11 protein-coding genes are annotated in these 13605 nt (G+C 59.8%); all 11 read right to left on the bottom strand.

Translation table 11 applies throughout. From position 1 onward, the window contains the following. Positions 1-173: 173 nt before the first annotated feature. Positions 174-848: an SGNH/GDSL hydrolase family protein gene (locus NBH21_RS21115; protein ID WP_425340458.1), complete on the bottom strand. Its 675-nt coding sequence runs from the start codon at positions 846-848 to the stop codon at positions 174-176. Continuing rightward, the gene (locus tag NBH21_RS21110; protein ID WP_250914903.1) at positions 842-1402 is read right to left on the bottom strand and encodes a serine O-acetyltransferase; all 561 of its coding nucleotides are present in this window, start codon (positions 1400-1402) and stop codon (positions 842-844) included. Before NBH21_RS21110 ends, NBH21_RS21115 begins: the two co-directional genes overlap by 7 nt. After that, entirely contained in the window at positions 1383-2603 is a 1221-nt protein-coding gene (locus NBH21_RS21105; RefSeq protein ID WP_250914904.1) for an O-antigen ligase family protein, read from the bottom strand. The genes NBH21_RS21110 and NBH21_RS21105 overlap by 20 nt, the downstream gene beginning before the upstream one ends. 99 nt (positions 2604-2702) lie before the next feature. After that, positions 2703-3740, bottom strand: coding sequence for a polysaccharide pyruvyl transferase family protein (locus NBH21_RS21100; RefSeq protein WP_250914905.1), 1038 nt, complete (start codon positions 3738-3740; stop codon positions 2703-2705). Further along, a complete protein-coding gene (locus NBH21_RS21095) occupies positions 3730-5202 on the bottom strand; it encodes an oligosaccharide flippase family protein (RefSeq protein ID WP_250914906.1) in 1473 nt (490 codons plus the stop codon). The genes NBH21_RS21100 and NBH21_RS21095 overlap by 11 nt, the downstream gene beginning before the upstream one ends. Further along, complete coding sequence (locus NBH21_RS21090) at positions 5199-6146, bottom strand: glycosyltransferase family 2 protein (protein WP_250914907.1); 948 nt, start codon at positions 6144-6146, stop codon at positions 5199-5201. The genes NBH21_RS21095 and NBH21_RS21090 overlap by 4 nt, the downstream gene beginning before the upstream one ends. A 58-nt stretch (positions 6147-6204) precedes the next feature. After that, complete coding sequence (locus NBH21_RS21085; protein WP_250914908.1) at positions 6205-6645, bottom strand: acyltransferase; 441 nt, start codon at positions 6643-6645, stop codon at positions 6205-6207. A 37-nt stretch (positions 6646-6682) separates the two neighbouring features. Further along, a complete protein-coding gene (locus NBH21_RS21080) occupies positions 6683-7534 on the bottom strand; it encodes a glycosyltransferase family A protein (protein ID WP_250914909.1) in 852 nt (283 codons plus the stop codon). 444 nt (positions 7535-7978) lie between these two features. After that, entirely contained in the window at positions 7979-8965 is a 987-nt protein-coding gene (gene galE / locus NBH21_RS21075; protein ID WP_250914910.1) for a UDP-glucose 4-epimerase GalE, read from the bottom strand. Between the two features lie 160 nt (positions 8966-9125). Beyond that, positions 9126-11891 carry a DNA translocase FtsK gene (locus tag NBH21_RS21070; protein ID WP_425340460.1) on the bottom strand — a complete coding sequence of 922 codons (2766 nt, stop codon included), beginning with the start codon at positions 11889-11891 and terminating at the stop codon, positions 9126-9128. Between the two features lie 185 nt (positions 11892-12076). Then, positions 12077-13312, bottom strand: coding sequence for an ROK family transcriptional regulator (locus NBH21_RS21065; protein ID WP_250914912.1), 1236 nt, complete (start codon positions 13310-13312; stop codon positions 12077-12079). Positions 13313-13605: the final 293 nt, after the last annotated feature.

The raw sequence follows: 13605 nt of genomic DNA, 5'->3' as shown, positions 1-13605 counted from the left end.
CGACGGGTGGACAGCAACGAGGATTTCGGTTCATGGCAATTCCCTTCCTGAAGAACTGCCTGAAAGCCTAGCGTGCTCCTGGATGAGGGGGACGCGAAGCCCATTTTTGACCGCCGGTTTCGCATCGGTTTCTCCTCTAATCGCTTGTTCTGACTACTATGAGTAGCGAATGCTCAGGGCGCGGTCTTCCCCGGTTTGCAACCGTTTCCCACAAGATAGCGGACCAGTATCGGCGCCATGATCTCTCCCGCCCTTTCAGGTCGTGGATGCAGCCCGTCGGGGATCGCGTTTTCGAGGTCGGCTTCTGAAAGGGCATTCCACGCAGGCCTGAAATCGACGAAACCCATGCCGCGACTTTCGGCTTCCTCTCGATGGGCGTCTATGTAGGAGGACAGAAACGGCCTCATCCAGCCGCGCAGGCCGAAAACCGGGTTCATTGCCATGACCACGATCCTGGCCTGTGGGGCGCCCTTATGCAGACCGTCGAGGATTGCTGCGACGTTCGAGCGGCTGGTGGAAACGCTCATCCAGCGATCGATGGCCGCATCGTTGGCGTAGAACTCCATCAATATGATATCCGGCTTCTCTCCCGCCACCCGGTCTATCTGGCCGAGCGCCCAATTGGTGGTGGAGCCGGCCAATGCCACGGTCCTGACCGCCACCGGCTCCTGCAGGCAGGCGGAAAGGGTCTTCTCGAGCATCTCCGGCCAGCCTCCCCGAGACGTGAGAGAGGTTCCAAGCGCTACGATTTTCAATGGCGGGTTCTCGCCGATATTGGTTTGAGCTTGAGCCGAAAGTGACGTCAGAAACAAGAAGGCTAGTGAAACGAGTTGTCTTCCGATCACCATGGTGTGGTTATCGGCCTGTTGTTATTACCAAATTTCTCTGGCGACAGGCTGCTGTTTCTCTTTGGAATTATCCTGGCTGGAACGCCAACGGCTATCGAATTGTCGGGAACGTTGCGCAATACCACTGCATTCGCTCCTATCGTTACATTGTTGCCGATCGTTATTGCGCCGAGTATTTTCGCGCCCGCGCCGATATCGATGTAATCGCCTATCGTCGGTACGTCTTTCGGCTTTTCGGCAATCTTGTTTCCGATTGTTACGCCGTGGCGAATTCTGGCGTAATCCCCTATCCTGGCTTCCGAGTTTATAACGATGCAGCCGGTGTGTTCTATGAGAAAAGCTTTTCCTATCCGCGCATTCGGTCCGATATAAACGCCGAGAAACATCTCCGATACTTTCATCAGGAAGAAGTGCAGCATCTTTGCCGGAAATCTCACGGGCAAAAATCGAGTATTTCTCGAAAAAGTTCCATACCTGTGTATCGCTCCCGCCCAAAACCCCTGGGACACGATCGGATACCTGTAACGTTTATAGTCAGATATGATAACTTTCATTCCACTTCTCATTTCCTGGCGTAGATGCCAATTTTGAAGTTCTCTCCCAGTTATTTTGTCGTTTTTCTTTTGCCTGGGATGAAGTTCTCGTTAGGCGTGCCGAGAAGACAAAGGACGCCAATGCCAACATGAACGGTGTCGTTGTTGAGCTGATGGCGTTGTCGGTACGGCAATACACGAAGAAACTGACGCACATGAGGACGAACGCGAAATTGCGCCCGGTTGCCGGTCGCAGCCATATCGCCACGCACATCAGGGCGATGAGAGCGAAGATCACGGTTGCACCGACGTAGCCGGTTTCCACGGTAACGCGGAGATATTCGTTATGGGCGGCCATTGTCTGGGCAAGGAACGCAACATCGCCGGGAATGACCAGAATCTGATGTCCAAGTCCAATACCGAAATAGGGATAGGCGTCAGCCACTCGCTGGAGTGCATCCCAGATCAGGTCTCGACCGCTGAGGGATTCACTGCCGAAACGGGTGAGAATGGATTCGCCGAAAAGAAGCACGAAACCCGCGGCGGCCGGAATGACCGCGCCGACTGACGCCGCGCGCATGAGGAAACTGCGGTTGACCATGACGAAGTACACATAGCCGCAGATGGCCACGGAAAGAGCGAGCGGCATGCGGGCGGCAGAGAGAACGAGAATGATCAGGTTTACGAAGGCCAGCGGAAGATAGATCTTCTTGTTCAGGAAGGCGGCTCCGAGCATGGCCGCAACGGAGCCGAGATAGCCGGCGGTGCCGAGGCCTGCCGGAATGCTGCTACCCTGCAGGCGTGGCGCACCGAGGAAGTCGACATAGAAAAGCGTTCTGATGCCCACCACCTCATAAATGCTGCCCATGACCACCATGATGATGGGCAGCGCGGTCAGGAGCCGGATCATCGTGTTCCGATCCTTCTCGGTCGGCGTTCCGGCGAGCAACAGGAATGTCGCGCTCAGACTGAAGACCGAGCGGACATAACGATTGAAACTCAAATTGTAGTATGAGGACAGGAATGCCGATATCAGCGTCATCAGCAGCATAAGTACTATCAGTATAAGTACGTCCCACCGTACCTTGCGCGTGAACAGGAACAGCATCCCCAGGCCGAAAAGCATCGACTTTTCGACAGGGTTGGAATCGATGTGGACGAAATTGTCCACGCCGACACCTACGAACAGGATGAAAAACGTCAGGGCATAGCGAAAAAGCATCTGCCAGTTATCCCCTTGCTCCGTTCATGCCAGCCTCCCGATAGATGATACGGATCCCATCCGTAGACCTCTATCGGGAATTCATGGCAAGACAAAGTCCTACTGAATGATACGTCCGGTGACGGCCTTGAAGCGGGACGCGAGTTCGTCACGCTTGCTTTCGAAGACACGATCATCGCTCAGATAGGACGTTGCGCCGGCTGCCTTGCGAAGCGCTTCGGTCGTTGCGTCCAACGCGCGTTTGTCGATGAACTTGCGCAGGGGTGTCGCCACACCGGATGTCAGCGCCGGCTTGGCGATGTGCTTGTGAAGTCCGACGACGATATTGCGCCGAGGGATCCACCACGGGGTCTGCCGGACCTTCTGGTAGTTCTCGTAGTGGCGAAGTGCATTTTCCGGTCTGGCATCGCGTACGGCGAAATTGCCGGCGCGCAGCGGCAGCGTCGCGTTGCGGATCAATTCGACGGCCGAACTGGAGGGCAGGCGGATCGCGTTGTAGGGCATGTCCAACGACATGGTCCAGTCGAGCCATTTGAAGGTGTTGATTTCAGAAGACGTCTGCACCGGGATCCACGGCACGCGCAGCGTATCGGCGACGATGGCTGCATGCATGGCGTCGGCGATGACCAGGCGGGCGGTTCGCAGCCTTTCGGTCGTCGCCTTGCTCTCCCAGCGAGGGCTCAGATATTCGATGCCGGCAGCGGCGCAGGCTTCCTCGAGTTGTACGTCGTCCATGCCGAAATGGTGGGGCATGAAGACGATGCCGTGCCGCTCGCTTTCCGGCGCCGGCTGGCACTGCGGAAGGTAGCTCAGCAGGGCCGCGCCGTCGGTGACGTAGGCATCCGATCCAAGATTCATGATCTTCGCAGACAATGGCCCGCGTACGCAGGCAATCGTTGTCTTGGACAGGATGCTGCTGTCAGGCAGTGGGCCATAGCCGACGCCGCTGCTGAAGATCACCCATTTCTTGGCATCAGGCATGGTCTGGTCGATGAGGGTGCCGATGCCGCAGAACAGGGTCTCTGCGTCGTCGCGCCAGAGGCCGGGAGCAAGAGATTCCCAAAGCCAGCCGTTGATTTCGTCGCCGTAGTTGCTGAGCGAATGGCGATAGTAGTGAAGCCTGAAACTATCGTGCATAGGGGCCTTTCCGAAGCTTTTTCAGAGCCAGAGTTGCTACCGACTTTACGTTGGCGGGATAGATGCCGGAAAGCTCCCCGATCGCAGTCACGAGGACATAGATCAGTATGCCGACCGCGACTTCCAGCAGAAGCGTTACGTAAATGTCGTGCGTTAGATCGAAGCTGCGCAGAGCGAAGACGGCAGCCAGCATGAGCAGGCTGGCGGTCAACGGACCTATGCAGCGGGCAAAGACGTTGCGGAACGTGAAGCCGAGGCTTCTGCGGATGGCGATGGCGTTCAAAAGGACGAACAGATAGACGCGCGCTACATGTACGAGGAGAACAACCTCGATGCTGAACTGCGATGAGAAGAACACCGTCACGACGGTAAACAGCAACTGGAAGAGGGACTGCCGCCGGAGGAAGCCGGTGTTGCCGGTTGCAAGCATTGCGGACGGAAACATGTAGTTCAGCGGCAGGGCAACAAAGCTGAGGCACAACCAACGCAACATGCCTCCTGCCTGCTCCCAGTTCTGGCCGAACAGCAAGGTAACCACATCCGATGATACCAGAATGACGCCTGCAAAGACTGGGTAGGCGATGACCGCGAGAGCACCGACATAGTCGCCGAAAACCTTCCGCATGCGTTCCGCGGGCAGATCCGGTTGCGTCAGGGAACTGACGGCGACATTTGCCACGGGCTGCAGGGTGAATTGCAGCAGCAGGTCGAAGAGGCGCCAGGCAATGCGCAGATTGCCGAGGATGACGAAGCCGAAATAATGCCCGATGAAAAGGTCGATCACACGGCTGTTCGCCATGCCGATCAGGTTGGCCAGAGACACGTCGAAGCCGGCGCGTGCGAGGGGTTTAAGCCTCGCCAAACTGAACCGCATGCGCGGCATCCAAGGCCGATAGGCTGCAAGCGCGAGACTGTTTACGAGAGTGAACAGCAGTTTCTGGGCGACCAGTGCGTAATAGCCGTAGCCCATATGGGCCATGACCACGGATACGATCCCGCTGATCAGCGTCGCGCTTACATTGCGGAATGCGATGCCGCGGAAAGCGAGGTCACGACGTAGCAGATATTCGTTCGCCAGAGTGACGTTCTGGATGAGGGGGATGGGGGCGAGCAGAAACAGGATGATCGGGATCCTGTCGTCTCCATAGAGATCTCCGGCAAAGGCGCCCAGGCCGATAATCACGGCCATCAACACCACGCCAAGTCCGACCAGGAACCAGTGCGAGGTGTGCACATCGACGTTGTCCTGATCCTTGCTTTGCAGCAAGGCCTCGACCTGGCCAAAACGCGCGGCGATCGTCAGCAGGTCGACGATGGCTGCGGCCATCGCAACCACACCGAAATCCGATGGCGCAAGCTGCGCCGCCAGATAGAAGAACAGCGCCGTTGCGGCGAGCTGTTGTCCCCAATTGGCCGCAAAGCTCCAGGCGGAGGCGGCTATCGTTGAGGTTCTCCGGCTCATGATCGCGTGCCTTTCTGCAGCAAGCGCTCCAGCTTGCGCTTTGCAAGCGGTGGAACGACCAGCAGGCTTTCAGGGGACTGCAGGATCAACCGCACCGCCTTGGCGAAATTGCGCTGGCGCAGCGCGATTTCGATGCCGCCGAACGAACTCAATCGGCGAAGCATCGTCGAACGGTATGTCAGGGCGGCGACGGACTTCTCCGAGACCATTCCTCGATATTCGGAAAGGAACCGGCCGATGGCGTCCGACATGGATTTGAAGTTGACTGCCTGGGACTGGCTGAGCGATGCCGGTCTGCGCCGGTATATATAGCCGTCATGGCCCACGCCGAGGCATTTCATTCCCTTGGCGAAGAGGGTGGCATAGAAGATGAAGTCTTCGCTGACGCGCATGTCGAGCGGGAAGCCGACACCCTGCTGGTGCAGCCAGTCGCGCTTGATCATGGCCTTCATGTATCCGGGTCGGAGATAGCGGTCGATCTTGCCCTCTTCGGCGAAGAAGGTCTCGGCGGTGAAGGGTTCTACCTTTCCGGGCGTCAGGAAGCGGAAGCCCGAAAATTCATGCGGGCCGTCGGGGTAACGCCTGACGCTCTGGTTGTCGACGGCGGCATTCGCATCGCTGCCCGAAACGGCGGCAACGAGTTTCTCGATGCGGCGCGGATCGTAGAGGTCGTCGGCGTCGAGGAATGTGACCCATTCTCCGCTCGCCATCGCCATGGCCTTGTTGCGTGCGGCCGAGGGGCCGCCGTTTTCGTCTAGCAGGACAGGTTGGATGCGGGCATCGGCGGCGGCAAGACGCTGGATGATCTCGCGCGAACGATCCTTGGATGCATCGTCCACGACGATGCATTCGACGTCCTGATGGGTCTGCCCCAGCACCGAGGCGATCGCCTCCTCGATGAACTGCTCGCCGTTGAAGCATGGAATGACGACGGATACTTTCATTCTTTCCCACTTCTCCTGGACCATGTGCCGAAGACCGGACGCGCTTGCATGCGACCGCTTATTCTTTCACCCGGTCCTTCAGGCGTCCGAACTTCAGGGTTTCGATTCCGCTGCGAATGACCTGTGCCGGGTTGCCGGCGGCGGCGCTGTTCGGAGGAATGTCCTTGGTGACCACGGCTCCGGAGCCGATGACGCAGTTGTCGCCGATCGTCACGCCGGGGAGAATGATGCTGCGGGCGCCGATGAAGCAGTTCTTGCCGATCCGCGTGTCCGTCTTGATGGCGCGGGTCATGTCATGGGCGAGGATGGCGGCATCGAATGCGATATAGGTGCCTTCGCCGATATGGATGCCCCTTGGGTGGGTCTTGTCCAGCCGGGCACTCAGCGACATGACAACGGTCGGGTGGATGTCCATGCCCCAGACCTTTGTCAGGTAAAGGCGCTTGCAGCCGACAACGAGACGCTGGAGCTTGATGAATTGGTTCAACGAACGAAGCATGGATGACCTTATCGCTTATACAACTGGTGCGTCGGGATTATCTGGCAAACGCCCGCGTCAGGGCCGAAAAGTAATCCTTCCAGGGCATTTGCCCCCGGGCGGCGAGCATGCTTCCAACGAGAAGCTTGCGCCCCAGCGCCTGTATCTCCGAGGGGCGCGACCGCACATTCTTGGCGATGGCCCGAAGAGAGCCGGGATAGTATTTTGCCTTCAGGGCTTTATTGGGGTCGCGGTGGCCGATACAGCGAGCGTCGACATAGGCGGCCTTGCGGGCACCCTGAAATGCACGCATCGCGTAGTCGGTATCCTCGCCGCCCGAAAGGGCTGCGCCAACACCGAGCTGCTCGTCGAAGCCGCCGATCCTTGCGGCAAGCGCGCCGCGTAGGAAGATGGTGTTCGACGAGGCAAAGGAGATAACGGTCTGCAACCGGGGCCTGGTTGCCGTGTAAGACGCCGCCGAACGCGGTTCCATGCCGTAGCGGCAGTACCAGAAATCGAGCGACGGGTCGGCGGAGAAGGCCTTGTGGATGGTGTCGAGCGTATCTTCGGGATACCAGCAGTCGTCGTCGGGGAAGGCCACGATGCCGTTGAGTGCGAGACGACGCTTGGCGTCTTCACCGGTCAAGAGCATGTTGCGCGCGGCCGATAACGACCGGCGATCCGGGATGGCGGACACCTGAGCCCAGGCGGGGCCGTTTGCGATGAAGCGTTCCGCGGTGGCGGCGTCACAACGCTGCAGCAGGAGGAACAGGACGACGTCCACGTCCGGATTACGCTGCTTGAAGGCATCGATCGAGCCAAGCATCCGGGTGATGTCGTCATCGCGGCCCGACTGCATGTCCGTGGTCGAAAACAGGGTGATGGGGAGCGCGGCTCCACTTTCGGTCATGGGCAAACTTCCTGCAACTCGGTTACTTTGTTTTCGCGGGTTTTGCCGAACGGCCTGCCGTTGGAAATGGCCAGCGAAGGAACACGCCCGGCGACTTCCATGTCAAGCTGGCGCAAGCGTCTTGTTTTGGGCATTGTTGCTGGTTGCAACGTGTTTCCGTTCAAGTCTTTCAGCCCCAGATTGATTTTCGGCTATAGTTATTTGGCGGGTTCGTACGGCTTCTCTTGCGACACGGCAGGCGTTATTTGTGCGGAGCCGCGTCGGCTACAGATGCCATCGGTCCCAATGCGTATTCCCATGGGTAATACTATAGTCCGAGCCATCGCAGATCATCAACCCCGATTTGCCGCACTGCACAATTAACCTTTACGGGCCAGTCGGCCAACCTTCCCGGTGGCAAGGGAAACCCCTTGGCGCGCAATGGTTTGGCGTCCGGTGAACGGTTTATCCGAGCAGATTGGATGTCGAGTGCCAGCGCCAGGCGGTGCGAATGATATCCTCGAGCGAGGATTGCGGTTCCCAGCCGAGCACCTGCCTTGCCTTGTCGTTATTGGCGACAAGAGCGGGTGAATCTCCCTCGCGGCGGTCGACATAGTCCACCGGGAAAGCGCGCCCCGAGACCGTCTCGATCGTCTGGAGCAGTTCCTTCACGGTCGTGCCGGTGCCGGTGCCGAGATTGAGCGCCACAGAGGATCCGCCATCCAGAAGGTATTCCAGGGCGCGGACATGAGCATCGGCGAGATCGAGCACGTGGATATAGTCGCGCACGCAGGTGCCGTCCCGTGTCTCATAATCGCTTCCGAATACCTTAAAGCCGGCCCGGCGTCCGAGGGCGGCCTCGATCGCGAGCGGAATGGCATGGGTTTCTGGGGTATGCCATTCGCCGATGCGGCCCTCGGGGTCGGCGCCTGCCGCATTGAAGTAGCGCAGGACGGCGGAACGCAGGCCGACATAGGCGTCATAGTCCGCCAGCGCCTGCTCGATGATCCACTTGGTGCGGCCGTAAGGATTGATCGGCTGCTGGCGGTGGGTTTCGTCCATCGGAACCTGTTCCGGCAGACCATAGGTCGCGCAGGTGGACGAGAAGACGAAGGCCTTGATGCCAGCTGCCTGAGCCGCAGACAGCAGGGTGAGGGAGCCGATCACGTTGTTTTCGTAAAAGGATGGCGGGTCCTTGACGCTCTCGCCGACCTCGATCAGCGCGGCGAAGTGCATGATGGCCGCTGGCTTGTATTTGCTCAGGACCTCGTTCAGGCGGGTTCGATCACGGATGTCGCCCTTTTCGAGAGGACCCCATTTGACGAATTCCGAATGGCCGTTCGACAGGTTGTCGTAAACGATCGGCAGGAAACCTTTTTGCGAGAGTTGCAGGCAGGTGTGCGAGCCAATGTAGCCAGCACCGCCGACTACCAGAACAGGCGTTTCCGTCATCAGTAATAAGGCTCCCGTTGCAGTGCACACTTTTCTAGGGACTGTATCAGCAAAAGACAAGCCGGCGTTTCCGCCGGCTCTGCTTTCGAAATAACCCTATATGGGAGAAGGAAAATCAAAGGCAGACTGTCTGCCTTTGATCTCTTTTCCCGCCGGCCGCTCAGAATTCCGTGTCGGCGCCCGGCACTTCGGCGGTGTCACGACCGCCGATGATGATGGAGCGTTTTCCGACGTGGTTGGCCGGGCCGACAAGCCCTTCCTGCTCCATGCGCTCCACCAGCGATGCCGCCTTGTTGTAGCCGATCGAGAGCCGCCGCTGGATATAGGAGGTCGAGCACTTCTTGTCGCGAAGGACCACCTTGACCGCCTTGTCGTAGAGGTCGCTGGCATCCTCTTCGCCAATGGCAGACTTGTCGAAGACCGCGCCGCCATCCTCGGGCGCTTCTTCCGCCTCGTCGGCGTCTTCGGTCACGGTGCCGAGATATTCGGGGCGGCCCTGCGTCTTCAGGTGAGCGACGACCTTTTCGACTTCCTCGTCGGAAACGAAGGGTCCGTGGACGCGGGCAATGCGTCCGCCGCCCATCATGTGCAGCATATCGCCCTGGCCGAGCAGGTGTTCGGCGCCCTGTTCGCCAAGAATGGTGCGGCTATCGATCTTCGACGTCACCTGGAAGGAGATGCGTGTGGGGAAGTTGGCCTTGATCGTGCCGGTGATGACGTCGACCGAGGGGCGCTGGGTTGCCATGATGAGATGGATGCCGGCGGCACGCGCCATCTGCGCGAGACGCTGGATTGCGCCTTCGATCTCCTTGCCGGCAACCATCATCAGGTCGGCCATCTCGTCGACGATGACGACGATGTATGGCATCGCAGCGAGATCCATTTCCTCCTGCTCGAAGATCGGCTCACCCGTCGAACGGTCGAAACCGGTCTGGACGCTGCAGAGGATCGTCTCGCCCTTGGCACGGGCCGAAGCGGCACGGGCGTTATAGCCGTCGATATTGCGCACGCCGAGCCGCGACATCTTGCGATAGCGGTCTTCCATCTCGCGGACGGCCCATTTCAGCGCCATGACGGCCTTCTTGGGATCGGTCACGACGGGGGTCAGCAGGTGCGGGATACCGTCATAGACGGAAAGTTCCAGCATCTTGGGGTCGACCATGATCAGGCGGCATTCTTCCGGCCGCAGGCGATAAAGCAGGGACAGGATCATGGTGTTGATGGCGACCGACTTGCCGGAGCCGGTGGTGCCGGCGACAAGCAGGTGAGGCATCTTGGCGAGTTCGGCGATTACCGGTTCGCCGCCGATGGTCTTGCCAAGCGCCATGGCGAGCTTGAAGCGCGTCTCCGTGTAATCATGGGACTCGATCAGTTCGCGCAGATAGACGGTCTCGCGCACCGGGTTCGGCAGTTCGATGCCGATGACGTTGCGACCGGGCACGACTGCAACGCGAGCAGATAGGGCTGACATGGAGCGGGCGATATCGTCCGACAGGCCGATGACGCGGGACGACTTCACGCCCGGTGCCGGCTCGAATTCGTAGAGCGTGACGACCGGGCCGGGGCGAACGTCGATGATCTCGCCTTTAATGCCGAAATCCTCCAGCACGCTCTCCAGAAGGCCGGCGCTCTGTTCCAGCGCTTCGGGCGTCATCGCCGTCGTTTCCTGGAACTGCGGTTCCTGGAGGAGGTCGATAGGCGGGTATTCGTATTCACCTTCGGCCAGAGCCACTACCCGGCGGAAGACCGGCTGGCTTGGCTGCAGCATGGGAACGGCATCAACGATCACGTTTTCGACCGGCGCTTCCGGTACCGGTTCCTGGAGAACGGCGGCTTGCGCTATCTCCTCGACGATCTCGGCGGAAGCTACGTCCTGATCTGGTTCACGCAGCCCGACTTCGCGGTAAAGCGCGATGACCGACCACTCCGGCGCCTGGAAGGCCGGCAAAGCCACCTGCGGCAATATGGGAGCGGGCTGTGGCGCGAGAATCGAGGCCCTTACAACGGTTGCCTTCACGACAGGAGGCTTGCGCGCGGGTGCTGCCGCCGGACGGACCGGCTGCGCCATTCTGGCGAAAACCGGATTCTGCGGTGTGACGGTGTCTGCGCGAAGCGGTTCGATATCGTCGGCGCCGCCATCGAGGTTCATTGCTTCCCAGAAGACATGGTCCGAGAGATAGGCAGCATAGGCCGGTATGGTGGGAGCGGGCACGGCTGCCGATGTATTGCGTTCAGCCTGTTCCTGCGGCTGCGACGAGGTGTTCGGCTGCTGCGGCTCGACAATGGTCGCGACCGGAGCGGCCACATTCATTTCGGGGGTCTGTGTCTGGGACTTTTCCAAAACGGCGGCCTGCTGCAATCCGGCAGACGCAGCTTCTTCCCGCTGGCGAGCGAGTTCTCGACGCAGCTTGTAGGTGAGGGCGCGCGCGCCGGTAGCGTCCGGCGGCTGGGGCAGTATGACGGACAGCCCGGCGCGGCGCTCCTCGCGGGGAGCGGCAGGCTGCGGAGGCGTTGCCTGCGCGGTTACGGCCGCGGCGACTGCCGGGGCGACGTTTGCAGTTGGCGCTGGCACGGGTTCCGGAACGGCCGATGCTGGCACGACCGGTGCCAGTTCGGCGTTTTCTGGCGCCGGCCGACGGCTTATCGCGGTCTCCGGTGTTCGTGTGAAACGCACGTTCGGCGCCATGGCAAAGGCGCTCTGCCAGGCCGGCATTTCGGAGCGGCCCTCGATCTCGCTTGCCGCAAGGGCATCGGTATGGTGACCGTTTACACTCGGGGGTGCGGCGGGCGTTCTTTCCTGACGTGCGGCTTCAGGGCGCCGAAGCACCGCCGGAGCCGGCTCGTGGGCGTTTCCTTCCCCTATGTTATTGTCAGGATTCAAGAAATTGGAGCGGGGGAGATGCATGGCAACCTGTACACTCGTTATACGCGGACAATGAACATGCCTTTTCAATAGAAAATAAACGTTAACCACCTCTTGCCGAGGCGGCGGACATGCCCTGTTTCGGGGCGCTCAGGACGAGTGCAGAGCGCCAATTTCCAAGCAGGTTCAAGGCCTCTCGTGAGGTAAAAAAATTTTGTTAAATTTGCTTCTTCGAATGAATGGACGCGTCAGGCAACATGATTGCTCGACTGGGGGCGCAGTTGCACGATGTCCTGATCCACCAGAGCCAGTGCCTGATCGAGATGTCCCTCGAACACGAGGCTGCCTTCGTCTGAGATGACGGTGATTTCCGGCATGCCGGCGAGCCTGACGGCATGGGATTGCGACAGGCCTTCTTCGATGCCCTGCCGCAACAGGTCATAGTAGCGCGTACCGGGGCCGGTGATGGTGATCGGCATATGTTCATAGAGGCTGAGAAGCCGGGATAGCCCGTTGCCGAGTGCAAGGCCCGCCTGCCGGAAGGCATGGACGCTGCCTCGGTCGCCGCGGTTGGCAAGTGCCGCGATCTTGTCCACCTCCGACAGGGGCACGAATTTTGCCGGCAGCGTGTCGATCGGTACCTCGAAGGCGGTCCGCAGAATAGCGTAGAAGCCGGCATAAGCCTCGATGCAGCCGCGGCCACCACAGCGACAGAGCGCACCGTTCGCCAGATGCAGCATATGCCCGAAGTTCGGAGACGCGAGGACGTAACCGCCAACCGGAGATTGCGAGGCGAGGCCCAGACCGATGCTGTGGCCGAGGGAGAGTGCCGCAAGCGAGCGTCTGGCCATTTGTCCCGATCTCTCGACACGGCCAGCAAGTGCGCCCGCTACGAGTTGCGTCTCGTTGGCAAGCAGGATCCGGGCTTTCCAGTCTCGCGACAGAAGCGACTGAAAGTCGATCTGTTCGCTGCCGAGCACTGGGGACCAGATGAGGATCGGCCGTTCCGCATCGACCAGCCCCTTGCTGCTGATGGAAATTGCCAGCACCGCATCCCTGTCGAGGGCGGCGCGGCTTACGGTTCTTTCCAAGCCTGCCTCAAGGGCCGCGGAAAAGGCGGCTGCTCCGCCGGATGGCATTCGGGGTTCCGCAAAGCGGTCGATCAGTCGGCCGGAGTAATCCACAAGCGAGTATTCGAAGGTGTCGGAGGAAATGCTGACGATGATGAGATAGCCGCAATCGCGTCGCGGTTCGAACAGGACGCGCGGGCGGCCTCTTCCGCCTACCGGCTGGTGCTCGGATTTCACCAGGATTTCCGCGCGCTCGAGTTCGGCCGTGATGGCGGAAACCGTTGCGGATGACAGGCCGGTCGCAGCGGAAAGTTCAGTGTGGGCCAGCCGGCCGCCGCGCCTCAGCGCCGCGAGCACCAGCGCGCTGTTCTGCCGGCGGATGATTTCCGTGCTGCTGGATTTCGTCGGAAACATCGATCCCCGTTCCTGCCCGTCACCAACCTGCCGGTAGCGTGGCGAGTGTTCGCCACAACAACCGAAGGCATTTCCCTGTCAACCTGCAAAAGCCGTTGAGCCGTTTTTCGGTCGATTTTTCACCTGCGCAGGATTGCAGATGATGGCCGGATTTTACCGGAAATTGTCGTGTTGACAGTGCCTGTAATCTCTGACATCTATTTTCTCGACTGTCGAGAAAAATATTGGAGGCTCGACGGCACAATCGTGGCAGCCGGCGGGAGCAGAGGAATTGCATCCGGCAGCCCACATCG

This window comes from Ciceribacter sichuanensis, from assembly GCF_024055605.1.
Lineage (GTDB): Bacteria > Pseudomonadota > Alphaproteobacteria > Rhizobiales > Rhizobiaceae > Allorhizobium > Allorhizobium sichuanense.
The sequence above is the reverse complement of the archived record's forward strand: the minus strand, read 5'-3'. Positions and strand labels throughout refer to the sequence as shown.

Bases quoted from the DNA above. Each gene is read 5' to 3' on its own strand.
- NBH21_RS21115 (WP_425340458.1), bottom strand. From the start codon at position 848: ATGGTGATCGGAAGACAACTCGTTTCACTAGCCTTCTTGTTTCTGACG.
- NBH21_RS21110 (WP_250914903.1), bottom strand. From the start codon at position 1,402: ATGAAAGTTATCATATCTGACTATAAACGTTACAGGTATCCGATCGTG.
- NBH21_RS21105 (WP_250914904.1), bottom strand. From the start codon at position 2,603: ATGCTTTTTCGCTATGCCCTGACGTTTTTCATCCTGTTCGTAGGTGTC.
- NBH21_RS21100 (WP_250914905.1), bottom strand. From the start codon at position 3,740: ATGCACGATAGTTTCAGGCTTCACTACTATCGCCATTCGCTCAGCAAC.
- NBH21_RS21095 (WP_250914906.1), bottom strand. From the start codon at position 5,202: ATGAGCCGGAGAACCTCAACGATAGCCGCCTCCGCCTGGAGCTTTGCG.
- NBH21_RS21090 (WP_250914907.1), bottom strand. From the start codon at position 6,146: ATGAAAGTATCCGTCGTCATTCCATGCTTCAACGGCGAGCAGTTCATC.
- NBH21_RS21085 (WP_250914908.1), bottom strand. From the start codon at position 6,645: ATGCTTCGTTCGTTGAACCAATTCATCAAGCTCCAGCGTCTCGTTGTC.
- NBH21_RS21080 (WP_250914909.1), bottom strand. From the start codon at position 7,534: ATGACCGAAAGTGGAGCCGCGCTCCCCATCACCCTGTTTTCGACCACG.
- galE (WP_250914910.1), bottom strand. From the start codon at position 8,965: ATGACGGAAACGCCTGTTCTGGTAGTCGGCGGTGCTGGCTACATTGGC.
- NBH21_RS21065 (WP_250914912.1), bottom strand. From the start codon at position 13,312: ATGTTTCCGACGAAATCCAGCAGCACGGAAATCATCCGCCGGCAGAAC.